At 49.7% G+C, this 19,560-nt stretch carries 26 protein-coding genes; 5 read left to right on the plus strand and 21 right to left on the minus strand.

All coding sequences use genetic code 11. The features are described from left to right. The first annotated feature begins 577 nt into the window (after positions 1 to 577). The gene (locus ACLQ3M_RS03395) at positions 578 to 982 is read left to right on the plus strand and encodes an MmcQ/YjbR family DNA-binding protein (protein ID WP_411676301.1); all 405 of its coding nucleotides are present in this window, start codon (positions 578 to 580) and stop codon (positions 980 to 982) included. A gap of 77 nt (positions 983 to 1,059) precedes the next feature. Here the strand turns inward: ACLQ3M_RS03395 and ACLQ3M_RS03400 are convergent, their stop codons facing one another. The 7 genes from ACLQ3M_RS03400 to ACLQ3M_RS03430 all read right to left on the minus strand — a co-directional run bounded on the left by ACLQ3M_RS03400 (position 1,060) and on the right by ACLQ3M_RS03430 (position 6,562). Beyond that, on the minus strand, positions 1,060 to 1,599 hold the full coding sequence (locus ACLQ3M_RS03400) for a hypothetical protein (RefSeq protein WP_411676303.1): 540 nt from the start codon (positions 1,597 to 1,599) through the stop codon (positions 1,060 to 1,062). Positions 1,600 to 1,661: 62 nt separating this feature from the next. Continuing rightward, the gene (locus ACLQ3M_RS03405) at positions 1,662 to 2,201 is read right to left on the minus strand and encodes a nitroreductase family protein (protein WP_411676304.1); all 540 of its coding nucleotides are present in this window, start codon (positions 2,199 to 2,201) and stop codon (positions 1,662 to 1,664) included. A 125-nt stretch (positions 2,202 to 2,326) separates the two neighbouring features. Continuing rightward, the gene (locus ACLQ3M_RS03410; RefSeq protein WP_411676305.1) at positions 2,327 to 2,644 is read right to left on the minus strand and encodes a hypothetical protein; all 318 of its coding nucleotides are present in this window, start codon (positions 2,642 to 2,644) and stop codon (positions 2,327 to 2,329) included. A gap of 10 nt (positions 2,645 to 2,654) precedes the next feature. After that, complete coding sequence (locus ACLQ3M_RS03415) at positions 2,655 to 3,437, minus strand: hypothetical protein (RefSeq protein WP_411676306.1); 783 nt, start codon at positions 3,435 to 3,437, stop codon at positions 2,655 to 2,657. 167 nt (positions 3,438 to 3,604) lie between these two features. Then, positions 3,605 to 4,624, minus strand: coding sequence for an aldo/keto reductase (locus tag ACLQ3M_RS03420; RefSeq protein WP_411676307.1), 1,020 nt, complete (start codon positions 4,622 to 4,624; stop codon positions 3,605 to 3,607). Between the two features lie 96 nt (positions 4,625 to 4,720). Then, a complete protein-coding gene (locus tag ACLQ3M_RS03425) occupies positions 4,721 to 6,097 on the minus strand; it encodes a glycine--tRNA ligase (protein WP_411676309.1) in 1,377 nt (458 codons plus the stop codon). A 45-nt stretch (positions 6,098 to 6,142) separates the two neighbouring features. Next, positions 6,143 to 6,562 carry a GtrA family protein gene (locus ACLQ3M_RS03430; protein ID WP_411676310.1) on the minus strand — a complete coding sequence of 140 codons (420 nt, stop codon included), beginning with the start codon at positions 6,560 to 6,562 and terminating at the stop codon, positions 6,143 to 6,145. Between the two features lie 235 nt (positions 6,563 to 6,797). Here ACLQ3M_RS03430 and ACLQ3M_RS03435 point away from each other — a divergent pair, with 235 nt between their 5' ends. Genes ACLQ3M_RS03435 through ACLQ3M_RS03445 form a run of 3 tightly spaced genes read left to right on the plus strand, consistent with a single transcriptional unit; the run spans position 6,798 to position 8,348 of the window. Continuing rightward, positions 6,798 to 7,358: a hypothetical protein gene (locus ACLQ3M_RS03435; protein ID WP_411676311.1), complete on the plus strand. Its 561-nt coding sequence runs from the start codon at positions 6,798 to 6,800 to the stop codon at positions 7,356 to 7,358. 25 nt (positions 7,359 to 7,383) lie between these two features. Further along, complete coding sequence (locus ACLQ3M_RS03440) at positions 7,384 to 7,854, plus strand: hypothetical protein (protein ID WP_411676312.1); 471 nt, start codon at positions 7,384 to 7,386, stop codon at positions 7,852 to 7,854. Between the two features lie 32 nt (positions 7,855 to 7,886). After that, positions 7,887 to 8,348, plus strand: a complete 462-nt coding sequence (locus ACLQ3M_RS03445) for a hypothetical protein (RefSeq protein WP_411676313.1) — start codon at positions 7,887 to 7,889, stop codon at positions 8,346 to 8,348. Here the strand turns inward: ACLQ3M_RS03445 and ACLQ3M_RS03450 are convergent. Beyond that, positions 8,345 to 9,082 carry a flavodoxin family protein gene (locus ACLQ3M_RS03450; protein ID WP_411676314.1) on the minus strand — a complete coding sequence of 246 codons (738 nt, stop codon included), beginning with the start codon at positions 9,080 to 9,082 and terminating at the stop codon, positions 8,345 to 8,347. The two genes, ACLQ3M_RS03445 and ACLQ3M_RS03450, sit on opposite strands and share 4 nt — an antisense overlap. A gap of 14 nt (positions 9,083 to 9,096) precedes the next feature. Further along, the gene (locus tag ACLQ3M_RS03455; protein ID WP_411676315.1) at positions 9,097 to 10,425 is read right to left on the minus strand and encodes a hypothetical protein; all 1,329 of its coding nucleotides are present in this window, start codon (positions 10,423 to 10,425) and stop codon (positions 9,097 to 9,099) included. Between the two features lie 30 nt (positions 10,426 to 10,455). On the opposite strand from ACLQ3M_RS03455, the gene ACLQ3M_RS03460 reads away from it, so the two are divergent. Then, complete coding sequence (locus tag ACLQ3M_RS03460; protein WP_411676317.1) at positions 10,456 to 10,659, plus strand: hypothetical protein; 204 nt, start codon at positions 10,456 to 10,458, stop codon at positions 10,657 to 10,659. Here ACLQ3M_RS03460 and dapB read toward each other — a convergent pair. The 12 genes from dapB to ACLQ3M_RS03520 form a co-directional block, all read right to left on the minus strand. Next, positions 10,624 to 11,451, minus strand: coding sequence for a 4-hydroxy-tetrahydrodipicolinate reductase (dapB, locus tag ACLQ3M_RS03465; protein ID WP_411676318.1), 828 nt, complete (start codon positions 11,449 to 11,451; stop codon positions 10,624 to 10,626). The two genes, ACLQ3M_RS03460 and dapB, sit on opposite strands and share 36 nt — an antisense overlap. 284 nt (positions 11,452 to 11,735) lie before the next feature. After that, the gene (locus tag ACLQ3M_RS03470) at positions 11,736 to 11,894 is read right to left on the minus strand and encodes a hypothetical protein (RefSeq protein ID WP_411676319.1); all 159 of its coding nucleotides are present in this window, start codon (positions 11,892 to 11,894) and stop codon (positions 11,736 to 11,738) included. Positions 11,895 to 12,029: 135 nt separating this feature from the next. Further along, the gene (locus tag ACLQ3M_RS03475; protein ID WP_411676320.1) at positions 12,030 to 12,473 is read right to left on the minus strand and encodes a hypothetical protein; all 444 of its coding nucleotides are present in this window, start codon (positions 12,471 to 12,473) and stop codon (positions 12,030 to 12,032) included. 447 nt (positions 12,474 to 12,920) lie between these two features. Beyond that, positions 12,921 to 13,208, minus strand: coding sequence for a hypothetical protein (locus ACLQ3M_RS03480; RefSeq protein ID WP_411676321.1), 288 nt, complete (start codon positions 13,206 to 13,208; stop codon positions 12,921 to 12,923). Between the two features lie 97 nt (positions 13,209 to 13,305). Next, positions 13,306 to 13,794 (minus strand): hypothetical protein, encoded by a 489-nt coding sequence (locus tag ACLQ3M_RS03485; RefSeq protein ID WP_411676322.1) that lies wholly within the window; start codon positions 13,792 to 13,794, stop codon positions 13,306 to 13,308. Between the two features lie 18 nt (positions 13,795 to 13,812). Continuing rightward, positions 13,813 to 14,436: a hypothetical protein gene (locus ACLQ3M_RS03490; RefSeq protein WP_411676323.1), complete on the minus strand. Its 624-nt coding sequence runs from the start codon at positions 14,434 to 14,436 to the stop codon at positions 13,813 to 13,815. Positions 14,437 to 14,558: 122 nt separating this feature from the next. Beyond that, positions 14,559 to 15,173: a hypothetical protein gene (locus ACLQ3M_RS03495; protein WP_411676324.1), complete on the minus strand. Its 615-nt coding sequence runs from the start codon at positions 15,171 to 15,173 to the stop codon at positions 14,559 to 14,561. Between the two features lie 37 nt (positions 15,174 to 15,210). Further along, positions 15,211 to 15,687, minus strand: coding sequence for a hypothetical protein (locus ACLQ3M_RS03500; RefSeq protein ID WP_411676325.1), 477 nt, complete (start codon positions 15,685 to 15,687; stop codon positions 15,211 to 15,213). 516 nt (positions 15,688 to 16,203) lie between these two features. Continuing rightward, on the minus strand, positions 16,204 to 16,788 hold the full coding sequence (locus tag ACLQ3M_RS03505) for a hypothetical protein (protein ID WP_411676326.1): 585 nt from the start codon (positions 16,786 to 16,788) through the stop codon (positions 16,204 to 16,206). 130 nt (positions 16,789 to 16,918) lie between these two features. Beyond that, positions 16,919 to 17,518 (minus strand): hypothetical protein, encoded by a 600-nt coding sequence (locus tag ACLQ3M_RS03510; RefSeq protein ID WP_411676327.1) that lies wholly within the window; start codon positions 17,516 to 17,518, stop codon positions 16,919 to 16,921. Between the two features lie 441 nt (positions 17,519 to 17,959). Beyond that, the gene (locus ACLQ3M_RS03515; RefSeq protein ID WP_411676328.1) at positions 17,960 to 18,496 is read right to left on the minus strand and encodes a hypothetical protein; all 537 of its coding nucleotides are present in this window, start codon (positions 18,494 to 18,496) and stop codon (positions 17,960 to 17,962) included. Between the two features lie 61 nt (positions 18,497 to 18,557). Then, positions 18,558 to 19,433 carry a hypothetical protein gene (locus ACLQ3M_RS03520; protein ID WP_411676329.1) on the minus strand — a complete coding sequence of 292 codons (876 nt, stop codon included), beginning with the start codon at positions 19,431 to 19,433 and terminating at the stop codon, positions 18,558 to 18,560. Positions 19,434 to 19,560: the final 127 nt, after the last annotated feature.

Consider the following 19,560-nt stretch of genomic DNA (forward strand, 5'->3'; position numbering starts at 1 on the left):
CGGGGGGCGTCGGGGGGGACGGTTGGAGCCCTCCCTACGGGAGTTTGAAGTCCCCCCCGACCCGTACTTTGCATACTTTCGTACGGGACCGAAAGTATGGGCCTGTCCGGCCTGAGGACAAAGTAAATTAATTGAAGAAATTATGGTTAAGGGGCAATCAGCCCCAGTTTAAAAATATTTCTTCTCTGCGGCGCGGAAAGCCCCATTCCGACCCCGTCCGGCCTGAGGACGAAGTAAAAACAAGAAGAAATTATGGTTAAAGGGGCACTTGGCCCCAAGAAGAAAAAAAGAATAAAATGAGTATTAAGGCCGCGTAGCGCGAAAGCCGCTTTGCGTCCCCGTGCGGCCTGAGCACAAACTAAATAAATTGAAGAAATTATGGTTAAGGGGCACTTGGCCCCAAGAAGAAATATTTCTTCTCTGCGGCTGCTCAAGCCGCTTTGCGCCCCCAAGCCTCTGGGGAAAAGAGTCCATGAAAGATTGACTTACCCCGAATCAAAACGCTATAATGATGAAAGAAGAAAAGTTTCCCCGCGCGGGCGCGCGCCAAAAAAGTACGGACAAGGGGAGAAAAGAAATGAATCGCTATGACTGGCTGGATGAGACGCTGCTCCGCAATCCCGGGGCGGAAAAGGATTACAAAGAGGAATGGGAGTGGCACCGCTATCTGGTGGACGGAAAGATGTTTGCCGCGACCTGCGAGCCGGGCCAAAAGTACGGAATTTACGGCGGGCACGAGCTTGTAACGCTGAAATGCGAGCCGATGCTTTCGGAGCTGATGAGGAAGGAATACGCGGATATCCTGCCCGGCTTTTACATGAACAAACAGAACTGGATTTCCGTTTTTCTGGACGGGACGGTGCCGGACGACGTCCTGCGGGATCTGTGCGAGCGTTCCTATCGGCTGGTGTTTGGAAAACTGACGAAGAAGGCTCAGCGGGAGATACTCGAAAATCAGGAAAAACCGATGAGCCCCGGATGAAGAAGACTGCACAAAATGCGCCATGAACGGTATCACTACCGCGTCATGGCGCATTTTTAGATGGAAAAGAAAAGGCTCTATCCCCGGTAATAGTCCAGCATCGCCTGCGCGCCGTCGTCGGTCAGGGTGATGCTGCCCGAGTCCAGCCTTGCGGTGTCGAACAGGAATCCGGGCCTTTTCCCGCCTTCTTCGACCGCTTCTTCGAATGCGGTAAACGCCGCCGATTCCCGCACCATATGATCGTCAAAACCGGGAACCGGACTTTCGTAATCCAGAGCAATCAGCCCGCGGTCCTCAAGCGAGGTGATGATTTCTCCCAGCTTTTTGACGGTTTCCACATCATCCTCCGGCCCGCGGACGACGACCGGCGCGAGCGCGACGGATTCGAGGTCGTCCTCCCGGCTGGAGCCCATGACGAACCGGGATACGGGCGCCGCGCCGCCGCTGAAAAGTTTGCCGAGCAGTTCGGCTTCCCCGTCGGTCAGCGGAAAGGGAAGGTTCCTTTTTTCGGCGGATTTTTTTGTAAGATACAGTCGGCAGGATTCACACAGCGGGTTCCCGGGGACGGGGCCGGAGCATCCGTTTTGATCACAGCGGTCGTTTTCAGTGTTTTGCATCGTTTGATTCCCTCATTTTCTGTTTTGTTGTTTCATAGGGATTGCCCGCCATGCGAAAGCGGTTACCATTTTTCCAGATGAAGCATGGAGTCAAGAGGTTTGCGCGGCCGCGCGTCCGGGTGGGAATCGGAGTAACCGACGGTCAGGACGCACAGGACGTATTTGTCCTCCGGGATTCCAAGGAGGGGGCGCAGCTCGTCCTGCCGGAACCACGCGGTCCAGCAGGTGGAAAGGCCGACCGCCTGTGCTTCCAGAACAATGTGTTCCGCGGCGATGGCCGTGTCGCGGATGACCTGTTTCAGCTCTTCCTGCGGGCTGTTTTCATCAAGCCGGAGCGGGCCCGCGTCTTCCGGGATCCGGGAGCGGACGTCCCCGACGCAGACGATGTGAACGGGGGCCTGCGCCATCCAGTGCTGATTGTGGACGGCCGCCGCGATCTTTTCGCGGGTTTCCCTCTCTTTGACCACAAGAAAGGCCCACGGCTGTGTATTGCTGCCGGACGGCGCGAGCCGCGCGGCTTTCAGCAGACGCGAGAGCTTTTCCGCCTCAACCGGAAGGTCAAGGTAGGTCCGCACGCTTCTTCGGGCTTCAATTTCCGTCATGTCCGTTCTCCTTTCGGGGCTGTTTTCATTTATTTTACCCCATTGACCCGCCAATGTACATAGAAACTGGCGCAAAAGAAGCCGCGCGAGCAGTTTTCCTGTTCGCGCGGCCTGTTTTCGGAGGATTATTTGGCGCCTGTTTTCAGAGCGTCCCGCAGGGAAGCCGCCGGCTCTACGCTTTCCGGTTTTAAACGGACTTCCCCCGCGCAGAGGGGCAGGTCGGCGGAGGAATAACACGAAATGCGGCCCGTCTGCATATTCAAAATCTTGACCGGCTCGCGGTCAACCATCAGGTCGGCCAGCGCACGGCCCATGGACTGCTCATAAGTTCTTTTTACAGGAATGAGAACCCGCCTGCGCGGCTTGCAGCGCCGGTCTCTGAAATCGTTTTCCGATTTTGAGGAATCCACCCGGTCCATGTTTGTTTTCTTGCTTTCGTGCATACCAGTAACCTCACTCGTTCAGATTTGTCATGTTTCTGATGAAATCAATGCTGAATCTTCTCAAAAGCCTTGAAACGATACTCAGCTTTTCAGGCGGTATATGGATTTCCCGGTTGCTGTCGTAGGACATGATGGCGCAGATCTCGCCTTTTTTGTTATGAACGGGGACGCAGATCCAGAACGCGATGTCCTGGGTCTGCTCCCGCTGGTACTCCGTCAGGTTCTCGGAGGACGATTTTTTCAGGTTGGGCTCGTAGACCACGCAGTCCCGCTCCGCGTAGCAGGTTCCAACCGCGCCCTGCGGATGGGGGGACACCTGAAAGACAAGTCCGTCTCTGACCGCTTCGTCCGACAAACCGGGCAGGTTCTTCATGGCGAAGCATTTAGGACGCCGTCGATTTATTTTTATACGTCCTAATCCTATTCTATTCCAAATATTTTTTTTTGGTGTGCAGATTCTTACATTCAAACTGAATTCCAGCCCCGTTTCGCCTAAAATCCCTTTAAATGCCTCCAGAAGATAATTCTTGGACTGGCGAATCAGATAATTCTGCTGTTCGGTTCTGCTTTCAAGCTCAAAGGTTTGCCGGATGCAGGAGGTGCCCAGCGGAAAAAAGGTTAAAACAACCCCGAAAAAAGAAAAACCGTCCTTAGCAAGCGAAGCGGTTTGCTCCGGCATCCCCATTTGTTTGCAGAGCGACAGAAGCAACCCCGACTGCCCGAGGGACTGGAACAGAATCGGCAGTGCGAACAGAACGAGGAATTTGACGGTCAGTCTGTATCTCGCGTCCATTTCATTCCCCGGCTTTCCCAACGGATTCCGATTTCACCGCGCAGGATCAATTTTTTTACCGCGCGGGCCTTCCTATTCTATTTATATTCGGATTCCGAAAGAAGTTATGACGAAAAAACCCGCGCCGAAGAGAATTCTCTCGGCGCGGGTTTGGGGCACAACGCCGGTCAGGCGTGCTCCGCGTAAAACTGATTGTATTGACCCAGCATGTATTTGAGCAGGTTCGGCGTATCCAGACCGTAGGGGCAGTGATTTTTGCAGTGATTGCAGTGGGTGCAGCCGTTGATCCGTTCCATCTGCGCTTTAAACTCGTCCGTCATGTACTGCTGCCACGGCGAACGGGTCAGCAAAAGGGAAATCCGGGCGGCTGTCTCAATCGGAATTCCGGCCGGGCAGGGCTGGCAGTAGCCGCAGCCCCGGCAGAACGTGCCGGCAAGCTCCAGGCGGTCTTTCCGGATGATTTTCCACATGGCCTCGTCGAGCTTCGGCGGATTTTTCTCATAGGAGAAGAATTCATCCAGCTCTCTTTGCCGCTGGATGCCCCAAAGCGGCAGGACATTGTCGAATTGCCGTAGAAACGCGAACGTGCTCGCGGCATTCGTAATCAGCCCGCCGGACATTCCCTTCATCGCAAGAAAGCCGATGTCGTTTTCCTGACACAGAGCGGGCAGCTTCGCGTCCTCGTCGGAGGAAAGCGAGCTGAAGGGGAACTGAATGCAGTCGAAGCGGCCGTCCCGCACGGCCTGCTCTGCAAGGCTCAGGCGGTGGTTCGTCAGGCCGAGGAACCGGATATAGCCCTTTTGCTTCGCTTCCAGAAGTCCGCCGTAAAGGCTGTCCGGGTCGTCGTAATCCGGCAGCTCCGACGGGTTGTGCAGCTGGAAGATGTCGATATGGTCCGTCCTGAGCAGGCGCAGGCTGGTTTCCAGGTCTTTTAATAGGCCCTTTTTATCTTTTGCGGCGGTTTTCGTCGCGAGGAAGATGTGATTTCTGACGTCTGAAAGGGCATATCCGAGCTTTTCCTCACTGTCGGTATAGGCGCGGGCGGTGTCGAAAAAATTGACGCCGCCGTTGTAGGCGCTGCGCAGAATGGCGGCGGCGTCCTCACGGGAGATCCGCTGAATCGGAAGCGCGCCGAAGCCGCTGCGGGCGGCGATGATATTTGTTCTGCCGAGACGAATGGTTTCCATGCTGAATTCATCCTTTCGGTGAAAACGCGGCCTCGCCGCGAAGGGACGGAGGCCGCGCCGGATTGTGATCAATATTTCGATTTTGTAACCCGCCGATTAAAAGTCGATTTTGCTTTCGAGGTAGCCGGTTAGCTTTTCGATGGCGATGCGCTCCTGCTTCATGGTGTCGCGGTCGCGCACGGTCACGCAGCCGTCCGTTTCACTGTCGAAGTCGAACGTGATGCAGAACGGCGTGCCGATTTCATCCTGGCGGCGGTAACGTTTGCCGATGGAGCCGGCGTCGTCGTAATCCACCGCAAAGCGTTTGGCAAGCACAGAGTAAACCTCCTGCGCGCGGTCGTTCAGCTTTTTGCTCAGGGGCAGCACGGCGGCCTTGTAAGGCGCCAGCGCCGGGTGCAGGCGCAGCACGACGCGGGTGTCGCCGCCCTCGAGCGTTTCCTCGTCATAGGCGTCGCAGAGGAACGCGAGCGCGACGCGGTCCGCGCCGAGGGAAGGCTCAATCACATAGGGGACGTAGTGCTCCTTGGTTTCCGGGTCGAAAAATTCAAGGCTCTTGCCGGAATGCTCCTGATGGCGGGAAAGATCGTAATTGGTGCGGTCGGCGATGCCCCACAGCTCGCCCCAGCCGAACGGGAACAGGTATTCGATGTCCGTCGTCGCCTTGGAGTAGAACGAAAGCTCCTCCTTGTCGTGGTCGCGCAGACGGAGATTCTCGTTCGTGAGACCGAGGTCGTGCAGCCATTTTTCGCAGAAATCCTTCCAGAAATGGAACCAGTCGAGGTCGGTGTCGGGCTTGCAGAAAAATTCAAGCTCCATCTGCTCGAACTCGCGCAGGCGGAACAGGAAGTTGCCGGGCGTAATCTCATTGCGGAAGCTCTTGCCGATCTGCGCGATGCCGAACGGGATTTTTCTTCTGGTGGTGCGCTGCACGTTCGCAAAGTTGACGAAGATGCCCTGCGCGGTTTCGGGGCGAAGGTAAATTTCGTTTTTCGTATCCTCCGTCACACCCTGAAACGTCTTGAACATCAGGTTGAACTGGCGGATGTCCGTGAAATTTTCGCTGCCGCAGTTCGGGCATTTGATGTGGTGCTCGCGGATGAACTCCATCATCTTGTCGTTGCTCCAGCCGTCCGCGCTCTCGCCGGTGAAATCCTCAATCAGCTTGTCGGCGCGGTGGCGCGTCTTGCAGTCGCGGCAGTCCATCAGCGGGTCGGAGAATCCGCCCACGTGGCCCGAGGCGACCCACACCTCCGGATTCATCAGAATCGCGGAGTCAAGCCCGACGTTATAGGGGCTTTCCTGAACGAACTTTTTTCTCCACGCGGCTTTGACGTTGTTTTTGAACTCCACGCCGAGCGGGCCGTAGTCCCACGCGTTGGAAAGCCCGCCGTAAATTTCGGAACCGGCGAACACGAAACCGCGGTTTTTGCACAGGGCGACGATCTTCTCCATGGTTTTTTCTGTTGCTTGCATGCTGCTTTTCCTCCAGATTCGCACGGACGCTGGCTGCGCCCGCCGTTATTTTTTGCGGAATATGACAAGTTTGCTTAAGACGTAATTAATGACGACGACGATCACGTTGTCGACAATTTTGGACAGAAGCCCGTTCCACGCGAGCATGTCGATGAACAGCCACATGCAGGCGTAGTCCACGCCGAGCGAAAGCAGGCGCGCGGCGAGAAAGCTGAGCAGCTCCCGCCAGAAGACGTTTGCCTGAAAGCTTTTGCTGCGGAACACCCACAGCTTATTGGTGAGAAACGCGAAGGCGACCGCCAGAACCCAGGCGAGCGCGTTTGCGGCCTGCCACTGCCAGCCGAGAAAATTGTAACAGACCTCAAATACGACGATATTGATGACGGTGGTGAGAACGCCGAAAATCAGGTACAGAATCATTTCCGGGCTGGTGAGAAAACGCCATAATTTTAAAATCCGGTTCATGCTGGCCTCCCTGCGCGAACGAATAGATATAGTTTACCATTCCGGAGGGATTCTTTCAACAAAAATGGAATATTTTCAGCTTCGGCGCAAAAAACCGGCCCGGAAATGCCCGGACCGTTTTTTTCGGAAAAAGAATTGGACGAAATTGACAGAATGAAACTTTAAAAGTATAATAAAAAGTATATATAAATAAATAAAAAAGTAAACCAAATCGAGAGTAAGGAGAAGAACATGTATGGAAAAAAAGAATTTGCGGAAAACCGAGGGCCTGCCGTTCACGCTTGGCATTTCGGCGGGCGTTGTTTTGCTGCTGGAGACCATTCTTTCCTTCAGCCTGTCCCCGGTCATCGCACAGGCGACCACCGATTACATCAACGCCCAGCTGAAGCTCCAGTCCAGCGGGGGAGCGGGTTTATCCGGCAGCCCGATTTTTATTGTCATCAGCTTTCTGATTGACCCCGGCATTTTTCTGCTGCTGCTGGTTTTGGGCAAAAACAAGGAAAAACGCGGCAGCGCGTTCGCGATCGTCTGGATCGTCATCGGCGGGCTCGGCCTGGTTTCCGGACTGTTTACGCTGTTGACGGGCGGCGAACTGCAGCAGCAGATCACCGCGGCGGTCGATACGGTGATGCCGGGCGGATACTGGATTGAAACCGCGCTTTCCCTGATCGGCTGCGGCTTGATCATCGCTTCGTGCGTCGTGTTTCTGAGACGCCTGCACGAGCCCCCGGTTTTCGACGAACCGGAGTCCGAGCCGCAAAACGGCGAAAATCCTCCGTCGGACTCAAATACATAAGAACTTTTTCCTGCGGTGGAGGAAAGTGAGGGAGGAAAACGTGGAACAGGAATGCCGGAAAACCAAAGGCGCGCCGTTTGCGCTCGGCATGGCGGCCTGCTTTCTTTTCCTTCTGTCCGCCGCTTGTGTGATCCCTGTCGCCGCGTACTTTTTGGGGATGCTTTCGGTTTCCCCGGAAAACGCCGCGTCATGGTACCGGGGTTTGGCAGCCGAATGTTTGCTGAACCCCGGCATTTTTATGCTGATTCTGCTTTTGGGCAGGCGGTGGGAAAAGCGGGGAAGAGCCGTCGCGGAATTCTGGGCGGCCGCAGGCGGATTCTTCATGCTTTCCGTACTGATCCATGACGGGAGCCTGACGTGGTTTTTTCTGCCGGGCCGGTCCGCTCCGGTGTACGGATCCTATCGGGCGGCCGTGTTTCTGCGCTTTGCGGGCGGCGCGCTGATGACCGCCGCCTGCGCGGTCTACCTTGCCAGACTGAAAAAGCACGGATATTGATCCGCGCATCCTTTCCGAAAGGAGGAAAGAGCATGGAATACAGGCAAAGAGAAACCGAGGGGGCTCCTTATGTTCTGGGAATGGCGGCGGGAGTCCTGCTGATTTTCGCAAGCGTGTTCTGCGGCGGTTTTGCCGCGAAGCTTTTCGGGGCGGTTGCGGCGGAGGAACAGCGGCTTGTCCTGCTCGGAGTTTTCTGGCTGCTGGCGGTGGAGACGGCGCTGAACCCCGGCGTCTTTATGCTGCTGCTTCTTTCTGGAAAGCACAGGGAGGAGCGGGGGAAGGCCTTCGCCGTCCTGTGGGCGGCGGTGGGAGCATATACAGTGCTTTCGGTCTTTTTTCCGATTTCAGTCTCCGGTGTTTTCAGAATGGAGGGAGGAATTCCGTCCCCTTTTTTCGCGGAAACCGCGATGTCCGCAGCCTTTCGCTTCGCGGGCGGCGCGCTGATGATTGCCTCCTGCGTGCAGTTTTACAAACGGCTGAAAGGGCGTGCCTAGTCCCGCCTGAAACCGGCAAACCGCCCAAACGGCGGTTTGCCGCCGAGCCAGCCTTGGGCTTGCCAGTACTGGTAGTCAGGGGTGGAATTCATGAATTTTTTCACCATCCAGCGGCACAGAGCAAAATAAAATCGAATGAACAACGTGGGCGCGCTGTCTTGCTTTGAGACGGCGCGCCAAAATTTTCCGGCGCACCGGTCGATTTCGGCCTCGTATTTTTTCTGCTTTTCCGGGGGCATGGAATCCCAGTCCAGCGCGAAAATGCGGAAGCCCTTTTGGTACACGCGGTTGATTCCCCAATATTTTATACAGGTTGCAATCGGTCTCATGGCGGATTTGATCCCGCCGCCCGCCGCGGTCGACAGAACAAACGCCTTTTTTCGAAAAAACTCCGGTCTGGGCCGATGATTGATAAAAAGAAACGGGTAATGGTCCAGAAAGTTTTTCATGCCGCCGGAGGCCGACATCACATAGACGGGCGTCGTCAGAAGGAGCGCGTCCGCTTTCAGCATGGAATCGAGAATCGGGCCCGAATACTGCCGGTGCGGGCAGAATTCCTCGCCGCGCGTCACACAGGCGGCGCAGCCCCTGCAAAACTCCGGAAGGTCCCTCGGAAGAAAGAATTCATCCGCTTCGACTTCCCCGCGCTTTTTGAGGGCCTCAAGAAACAGTTCGGCGGCCCGGAGGGTGTTCCCCCTGCGCGGGCTGCCGTGGATTACCGTAATTTTCAACATACCGCTTCCGTCCTTTAAATCAGCTGAATGGATTTTTCCTCAGTATAGCATTCCGCCGGTGCCGCCGCAAGAGGAGATACCTTAAAATACCGCCGGGCGGGCGGTTCCATAAGGTAGTCGCGCAGCTTTGCCCAGATCCGCTGCATTTCAAGGAACTGCGCGTAATGCTTTTCAACGTTTTTCCGGTAGCTGTTCAGCTCGGACGATATTTTCATAAAGCTGTTGTTATGAAAATAGGCGCAGATTTTGGGGAGCGTGACGGAAAGCTTTTCCTGCGTTTCGCGCATGATCTGATCATATTGGTCCCTTTGCGTAATATAAACAAAAAGAGGCTTGTAACGCACCCAGCCCAGGCAGGCGGCGTAGAATCTGGAAACAACCGCATCCGAATCAGCCTCGATGCGCTTCAATTTGTTCGGCAGAACCCCGTCCATCAGGTGCTGATAGGTGGAGAATCCGTCGTGGAACGCGTAGCACGGGACGCGCAGGACTTTCCGGTCGCTCAGGCAGGTACTTAAAAACGTATCCTCGCCCCGGGCCCCGGGCGGATTGTAAAAGGGAAATACGCGCTCCGGCCTTGTCAGATTGAGGCAGAGGTTGGCTCCGGTGATAAATTTGGCGCGGTTGATTTCCGGAACCTCTTCCGCGGCGCGGTTTACCAGAACCGACGGAGCGGCATAGGTGACGCCGCCGTTGTTCATGACGGCGCGGAGGTTATCCCAGTTCAAAATATCGTTGCTGATCGCTTCAATGAAAACGCGGAAGTCGCTTTCCGCCAGGGTTTTGTCGAACCGGATGTACGGAATCGGGGAGATGTATCCGCAGTGGTACCCGTTGGTGACGTCGGCCCGGCGGATGTAATCCAGGTGCGTGGTTAAAACCGCCTGACCGCCCCAGACGGCGTTTTTGTGCGTATTGGTAACGGCGAAGGGGTATTCGTCGTCGTCCAGAAAGACAAGGTAATCGATTCCGGATTTGACCGCCTTATAAAGAATGGCGTTTCTCTTGGCGGCATAGCCGCTGCCGAAAAACAGGTCCGCCTCCTTTTGGCTGAGGATGTTCTGCTCCACAAGAGCGGCGATTTCCTTACGCAGGGCGCCGCGGCCGATAAAATGGGCCTCGTCGATCAGGTTCAAAAGATCCTTGTGAATGCCGGTAAAATGAATTGCCTTCGCGTTTGAATATTTCAGGTCGTACGCCACCAGAAGGTTCAGGCTGACGTCCTCGTTTTCCGTCAGACCGTACTCCTTCCAGTTGTAGACATAGGTTTTCAGAACCTTTTGAAAGCTTTTCCGTCCGGTTGCAAATCCGATTCCCACCTTGGTTTTTTTGTCGTTTTTCACGGCTTGCATCTCCTTTCCGTCGATGTGTCATTGAAAATCGTGCTAATGAATGAAGAGGCCGCGGTTTCAACCGCGCCGATGGAATGTGGAGCGGGCCCATCTAAAATCAGCGCGCCCGATGCACGGGCGCGCTGGCTGGGAGTGAATGAGGCGCAGCTCGACGGGGTTCATGGCGAAAAGATCCCCTCCCAGGGGCGTTTACACCAAAGCGAAGCGGCGCGGCGGATTGTCTGAGCTTTGGTTCAGGTAATCCATTAAGATTCCGTCCAGATTCATGGCGTCCTTCATTTCAAAGATGCCGGTTTTGTCCTGAATGAACTCCGCGGCGAACAAAGCGCCTTCCGCGAACGCGTTCCGCGAAAAGCTCTGGTGTGAAATTTCGATCATATCGTTTTCACCGACCAGCATGACCTTATGGCAGCCCACGATGCCGCCGGCCCGCACGGAGGAAACGGGCACCTCGTGCCGTTCCCCGACCGGCAGAGTTTCCCGCAGCCGGTCTGCAAGTTTGGAAGCGGTCCCCGACGGAATATCCACCTTGCGCTTGTGATGCATTTCGATGATTTCAACGTCGTAGCCGTTTAAAATCCGGGAGGCGAGCTCGGTCAGCAGCATCATGGTGCTGACCCCGCGGGTAATGTTCGGCGCGTAAATCAGCCCCGCGCCGAACCGGTCGGCGAGCGCGTACAGCTCCGCCTCCTCCGCCTTTGAAAAACCCGTGGTGCCCATCACGACGCGCACGTTCAGGGAAAAGAAAGTTTCGGCGTTTTTCAGAGCGGCAGTCGCATTGGAGAAATCCAAAATCAGATCCGGCCTGGTATTAAAAATACAGGACTCAATCCGGTCGGACGGATAAACGGGAATCCCGGCGGCGCGGCAGCCGATGACCTCGCCCAGGTCCCGGCCGGCCTTCGTGCTAATCGGGCTGCAAATGCCGGATACAAGCTCCACCCGGTCACAGGCAAGCAAATATTTTGCGATCTGGCTTCCGGCACGCCCCAGTCCGGAGATACATACCTTCATCATTCGGATACGCTCCTTTCAAAATGCGACACATTTTTTATAAGTTGCAGGTTGGCAATAAAAGCGCAATCGGTTGTTTTCATCACTTCAAAGGATATGAGGACAGACCGCTGCGACTGATTTACAGGAATTTACAGGCAACTTTTTAAAAAGCAATAAGTTGTTGCTTATTATTATACAGAGAATCTTTGCCATTGTCAATTAAATTTTTCCTGTATGGCAGAAAAGAAAGACATCGGCTTGTCCCTCCCGCGCGTAATCCTCCGTCAAAAGCCCAGAAATGCGGCTCAACAGAGGGGCAGCCCCAGAACAAAGGACGGCATGCCGACGATTCTCAGGATCAGTACAACCGCGACCGTCAGGCTGACCACCGCCGCGATCAGGCAGATCGGGGTCAGATAGCTGTATTTTCTCAAAAATTCCGTGACGCAGTTTTTATGCTCCATATTCGCATTCTCTCCCCAAAGATCATTTGTGCGGCATAGCTGCCCTGCTTTACTTGTTCGATCCGCTTTTTCAGGTCCGTCTTCCTTTTAAAACTCCTAGAATAAAAAAACGCTTCCGCATCCGCAAGATGCCTTTTATATCATTTCTTCAATAAAATAAAATTTTTTATCACAATACAGGATAACTAACGTAGCGGTAACGGCGGATTCATCCGCTTTTTGATTACGAATCCAACGATATGTTTTTCGAAGGTTCGGACGATTTTTGTCTGCTATTTTAAGTTCATTTAAAATTCTGTCGATAAAAGATTCTATTTCCACGTTTTTCTCCGAATGATAACCTGAGAAAAAGTTACCCGGAATCTTTTCCGCGGAAAAGACCGCATATCTGTCGCCATCGTTCGTAAAACCAAGGTCTGAGACTGAAAATTGTTCCTGCATTGGAAACGGAAAATGCAGCTGCCATCGGCGTTGATATCCGGAGAATTCGGTTGTTGAAGATTGAAAGACAAAAACACTTGCCAGAATCAAAATTAGAATAGATACTGCGGCAGAGGCGAATAATTTTCTTTTCCTCAAGCTCTAACTCTCCCTTTTCCTTATATTTTTAGTGAAAGAGGTGCGACTTTTACCGGGAAAAGCGCGTGCCCGCGGGAATCGTCCGCTGTGGGGCCAACTGGATGACATGTATTTCAGTGGAAAACCATTTAAAAATGTTTTCAGTATAAAACCTATTGCCGCAAAGCACGGAACTGAATGGGACCAATAGCCTGTAGAAATTACCCTCTGCCTATATAACACCGGAGAAGCCGTTTTGTTACAATTTTTATAAAATTTTTATGCGGCGGGGCTTTTGAGCGAGGGACACAGTTGCTGCTTGCTCGCGGGGAGTGCAATAGGTATAGACGATGTCTTTCGAGTAATCGCGGGATTGGGTTCCGATGAAACGCCTTTTTTCGACGGAACGAAGTTTCATGTCAAATCTCCCATAACGCAGCGTGGTCCCCGCAATGAGGACCACGCTGCTCAAACGTATTTTCCTATGGTTTTGATGTGTTGACCTGTTAATGCCGCCTGTTTTCTCCAGACAGGCGTGGATATGAGATACCAAAGAGTCTTCATCCCATAGTTTGCAGGCTGGTAAAAGGTGACCCAGCTTCCGATCACTCCGTATTGATACTGATAAGGGGAATACGGTTCCTTGACAGGATAAACCGGGCGCACTAAAGTAATGAGAAAAAGAATCAGGGATAAAAGCCAGTAGGCTTTCCACGAAAATTCCTTTTTTACATGCAAATATAATTGTTTCAGCATTTTCAACCGTTCACCTCACGTTTGATTCCGATAAAATTTGTTTCAGGGGGAGAATGGGGACCGCTGCTTTTTCTGCTGACAGAATGCGGTTCACAGATCAGGGGGTGCTTGAAATTCCCAGGGCCTGACGGCCTTCGGACAGCTTTGTACGCAGGAGTACGGCCGGTTCCCCCGCAATATTCGCGTAAGTTCCATCAGATCCGTTAAAAACAATCACATCTTCCGGCTCTTCATAAACAAAATAATTCGCTTTTAGTTTTCCCGGGGTGTCGTCCAGGAAATTTTTTGGATCAGCTTCCACCGCTATCTCGATATGATGATTCATATCTAAATTCATGTTGAAGAATGCGTCGTCGCAGCGAACAAATTTAAGACCGGCTAAATAATTTGAGAAGTCGGTTCCTTTCTGATCAAAGATCGTATCCTTGATCTCGTAATCCATCGGAGTGGTTTCTTTCGTATAAAATATGCGGACAATCGAATGCGGAGCCCTCTGATAAGAAACAAAAAGCCCGGCGGCGGAAAGGACGCAAAGAGCAACCAACAAAACAATAAGATACCGTTTCCGTATATGAAAGTTTTTCATTGGAACCTCCTAACAGTTTCAAAAAGTGTTGATTAAACCTAGTTTTCGTAACTTGTTGAGCGCTTCTTCACGGCTGCTTGCGTTAGGCACAATACAGTAACCGTTTTCTTCTCCCCAGACCCAACCAGTCGGTTTCCCAAATTGAACAGCACCGCCGTTTTTATTTTGTGTGTTTTCTTCATAGACCAAAATGCACAGATCATGAAAGAAACGCTTGGAAAACATCAGACCTAAGGAATAACACATTTTTACCGGAGGAGAGTTCCCTCGGCATGTTTCCTGAAAACTGTAATCCAGATGATCCCCGTTTGAACTTATTTTTACATCAGACATTTTCTCAGAGGTCAATCGGTAATCCGAAACGGTAATCTGCCCTGAAAAAGTATCCTCTTGAAAAACGTTCAAGTGATAGTATCCCGAAATATGTATTTGGCAATTTTCCAGATAGGAGGGATCGTCCAATTTAATTTCTTTTGCATCGTATACACTGTGAAATGGAATCGGAATCAGATGGAACAGGATGATAATTGAAAGCAAAATAAAAAATATTTGAATCAGTTTTTTGATTCTTTTGTGATCCACGGTCAACTCCACCCCCTCGCCGGGTTTATGCGGAATTCCGGTTGCCATGCCGGGCTTCATTTAAGGTTTCCCCTTTATGAAGGGTTAGATAATACAGATTCCACCATTTCATAATCGCTCCCCCAATATTTGACCTTCTGCTGTCCGGGCTAATCCGGCAGGACCTTTGAAGACAGTTCTGCTTACATAACACCGGAGAGCATCTGCTTCAAAGTATCCCATGACAAATTCGGATTTTCTTTGGAATAGGATTCCAAAAAATAGACGTATCCCTGGTGTTTGAATTCAGCGCAAAAGCAATATTGAAAAGCTTTGTCCTGACCATTACGATATTTCACCGTAATTCCATGAACCGTTTTGGTTGCGTTGCTTTTTTCCAACAGGCTTTCATATCCGGGATATTCGTCGGAACCAATGATGAACGGATCGTCGTCCCTGAAAAAGATCGTCAGATTAACATAATCATCTTTTACATCAAACTGCTTCCCGCCGTAAAGCACTTGGGCGGACAGCATCCTCCACGTCTCCCTGTCTTTTTTATTCTTATCCTTTTTATCTCTATATTCCAGAGTAAATTCCGTATATGGCTTAGGACCCTTCTGCTTTAACTCCAACTTGTCAAGTAATAAGTCTCCGCCAAACAGAGCTACCGCTTTGTCAGCGGATGTGACGGTCGTATGGCTTTTGTCCCAGTTCGGGTCCTGTCCGTGACCTTCGTAATTCCCGGTTACAAGAGGAATCAGACAGATTCCCACTACAGCCGTGATGGCCAAAAGCGCAATTGCTGTTGGAACCATTTTTTTAAATTTGAATTGATTGTTCCCATCAGTTTTATTAGTTCTTTGACCTTGCAACGGCAGGCTTCCTCCTCACCTTGCGTCCCTGCCGGAGCATGGTTCGCAGATAATCGGATTGAGTTCCTTTCAGTACGGCATATTGATCGATAAATCCATCAAAAACGATATAGTTATCTTGTTCTTGAAAAACAGTATAATTTTTAACCAAATATTTCGATCCATCATCAATCCTTATTTCTATGTGACCTTTGTCCATATCTAAATTCATGTTGTAAAAATCATCATCGCAAGGCACAAAATCAAGACGGTTCAAATAATTACAGAATTCAGTGCTGTCTTTGTGATATAAATGATCTTCTAATGTGTAAAATGAAGTTCTTTTTGGATTGGGGTAAACGATTTCTATTTTTTGATGGGATAAACTCCCATACTGAAAAGCGATTGCAATTACCAGAATGGCACAAATAATGAGAGGAAACAAAACAAAACGCTTTTTTATGCTGATTTTCTTCATTGATATCTCCCTTATAAGATAACTTGTGATCCGCGAAACACGGATCACAAGTTAAGAATAAAAAACATCACAGAATAGCCAGACTCAGTCCCTCACATATGGATTTCTCCGTGGCTACTGTTATTGCGCATTGTCTAAAAACAGTTGCATAAAAGGTAGTGCCACTAAAGTATAACGGACAAAATTCCCAGCCGGTCGGGCCACTTAGGAAGCGCCGCCAGTTCGGCATCCCTTCTTCGTGAGAACATGGAGCAAAAAAATCGCCTGTTTATAATCCACAAGCCCAGCAGAATCAAAAACAAGAGGACCGTAAACGCAATTGCCGCTTTTTGAAAAACATCGTGGACCCCAAGTCCAAACCGTTCCGAACATTCACCAATGATAAGGCTAAAAATAGCGGCCCCGCGACGGCAATCGAAAGAAAACCATAAAGACGAATTTCTCGCTTCGAAATCATCTCAATAAACAACCTCCCATTCAACCAAATACATATCTCTCCCTGGTTCCTTCATAACTCTATTGTGATTGGTGAAAATCCATAGAAATGCTGCCAGATGCTTCTTGAAACCCTGGCGTATTAATTTTCAAAGTAAAGGATTCTTGAATGGGAGGAATCGCACCTGTTAAACTTGCATCATTTGCATAAGAACTTTGCCATAATGGTAATTCTCCTTGCAGACTTTCCGTAAAGCCTTCAAGCCTGTTGTCTTGTTTCATCTTCGCCCCCTTTTCCCATTCGGTCTTGGGTGCAAATGTAATTTGATAACTTTCCATTTTTTTTAGATCCTTTATATCTCCCTTATATGTAAGATAAAAGGTTGCGGTATAAGTCGGCATTGCCTTTAATGTATCACGATAAACATTGCTGTCTTCTCCTTTTTCATCTCTTATCTTATTTAAGATGTTTTGGAAGCTCTCTTTTTCTTCTTGTGAGCTGTTATCAATCTGATACGTTGCTTTCCAGTACTTATTTTCCCCTTGTAAAACATATGGAATTGCTTTCATACTCGCAGTATCATGCACCGCATTTGAATTGCCTTTCAAGCACCCTGTAAACATACACAAAATAGCAATGGAACTGATTACTGCCGTTTTTTTCACTTTTTCACTCCTCCCTTACAAGTCCAAAGGTAGCTGATCTATCAGTTTGAGATCAGCTGCCTTTGGCGCTTAATTATCTTTACTCATGTGTGAAACAATAAGAACTGTTTGCACAAGCACAAGCACAAGCTTACTTTGCCGTATACCAGTAGGAATAGGTTGTCTGAGTAATAATCGGTGGATAGACCCCATCTTCATTCGTAATTACATGCACTCCTTCTGCTCTATACTTCGCTCCAACAGTGGGATCATCTAAAGTTGCGTTAGCTGAGCAGGATTTCGAATCGAATTCAACATTTGAACCACTAGCAACGACCTTACTATCAGAGTTAAGAATATATGAATCAATCGTTATCATGACAGGAGTGTCAGAAGAAACATACTCGGTTTCCGATGTGCTTTCCAAAGAATGATCAGTATATTGCAGCAAATAGGATTTACTGCCACCAACTCCATTCGTCGTTACCGTTCCGTTATCATTTTTTAAAACATCTTTCCACGGATATTTGACTGAGTTATAGTTAGCTTTTTGGCTTGAACTAAAACGGCTTGCAATTTCTGGATATACTGTCTTATAAAATTCATAAACAGTCATATCCGTTCCTTTAATGGCATTGATTGTTTCAAGTTGCTTTGAATTAGCTTCGATACTGAATTGATACGCGTCATCGCTTTTAGACTCCGCCGCGAACGCGGGAACGCACACCATCATGGACATCGCGAAAACCAAAACCAGGCTGACTGCTTTTTTCCAAGTTTAATAATTAACTAACGGAAAAATTCTATTACTTGAATAGCCGATGCCCTGAAACACCATGAATCAGCGTCACTAAAATAATATAACCTACATAGATCACGAAGCTGTCCCAAAAAATTACCGAAGGAGAAAATAGAAAGCCTAGATAATTATGCGGAAGATGATACCAAAAAAGTAACCCAGCTTCCGATAATTCCATACTGATACTGATAAGCAGAGTATACTTCCTTTATAGGATAAGCCGGACGTACCAAAGTAATGAGGAAAAGGATCAAAGTTAAAAGCCAGTAGGCCTTCAACGAAAATTCTTTTTTAACATGTAAGTAAAATCGTTTAAATTTCTGTTTCATATTTCACCTCGCGTTCTATGAGTCAGGTAGCCGTTCTTAAAATAATGCTCGCACAACTGGATAGTTAACCAGCTTTGTAATAGGTATAAGTGATGTCTTGAGTATAATCATAAGATTGTGCTCCAATGTAATACCAAAGCCGCAGCCCGTCCGTACTGACGACAGTGGCGGCATGGGTTGCAACGGTTACGCTGGAAATGGAGTCGTCGTACAGAATGCCCCAATAAAGAAACCCTGCTTTTCCACGGCCCAAAGCGCCACCCAGCATGTCGCCCGTGGAATTGATACTTTCCTCTTTGCTCTTCGAAATGTCACCTATATTCCCAAGCAGTTGATACCCCAGCAGGTCTTTTTGCAAAACAGCGCATCGAATTACTGTTGGATCTTCAAATGAATGATAAAAAACAACCGCTTTATTTCCCTTCATCACTTCAGCAATTTCTGAGTCCGATGAAGAGTTTTCTCTATTAAAGTGCCGCTCCACCCATTGCATCGGCGTGACATCGGCTTGCCGGACCGCCCAGCCCGCCATGCACAGGATTAGAGCTGCCAAAATTATTATAATTATGCAATGCACTTTTCCAATAGATCGAATTTTCATATTGAATCTCCAATATCACAGCGTAATCCTCGCAATGAGGATTACGCTGTTCAAACGTATTTTAATATGGCCTTGATGATATCCTAGTAATAAGACTCCATTGCTTTGATGTACCTGAGAGCGAAAAACCGACTCCACTTGTCGATATGTTAATACTACCTGTTTCTTCTTGATAGGTGTGAATATATTTACAAACAAAACTTGTTGTATTTCCTCCACCAGTTAGTTTGTTTTTAAACATAGTCAAACCGGCACCAATAGATTTTGTATAACTGCGATCACCATAATATTCAGGACCTTCTAAGAATCCCCATACATGGCCTTTATTAGGCTGTGAATCAGCAGAATAGGTATCTCTTTTGTTCCCAGAATCATCAACAGCAGTAATACTTTCTAAATTGTAATCGTAGTTGCCGCCCCAAACAAATCCTAGAAAATCATCGCCGGCAGCTGGCGTGTTTTTGCCAGTCGTTAAATCTGGCCATGTCCACGTTGCAGTACAGCTTGGCTGATATTCAATTGCATAATCAGTGTCCCAATTGCGGTATAGTTCAAAAAAAAGATGAAGTCTTCCTTTTGAATCCGAGTCGCTTGGTTCAATAACATCATTTGTGGATATGTCGTTAAACTTATCTTTCCCAATTTGGTTAACTTCACTTTTAGAAAGCAGTTTACTGCTCGTGCAGATTTTTTTGCCATTAACGGTATCATACTTTTCTTCGACGTAGACAGTAGCGTTTACAGTTCCAACTAGGACCTTTGAGGAATTCGAACCATTCAGAATGTTTTTAGCTGGAGAAAATGACTGTTCAATATAGGCGTTAGGATATTCTTCGGAATATATGTTGACATTGAATTTTTCGGTGTCATTATTGGAACTCTCCGCCGCGAACGCGGGCACGCACACCATCATGGACAGGGCGAAAACCAGAACCAAGCTGACTGCTTTTTTCCAAGTCTTTCACATTTTTGTTCCTCCTTTTTATTTTGGCCTATGGACGTACGAAAGAGTTGCCGGGCAGGGGAATCAGTCTCCCCTCTGAATAGTCCATCGGTGTCATCCC

The organism is Caproicibacter sp., from assembly GCF_046707225.1.
Taxonomy (GTDB): Bacteria; Bacillota; Clostridia; order Oscillospirales; family Acutalibacteraceae; genus Caproicibacter.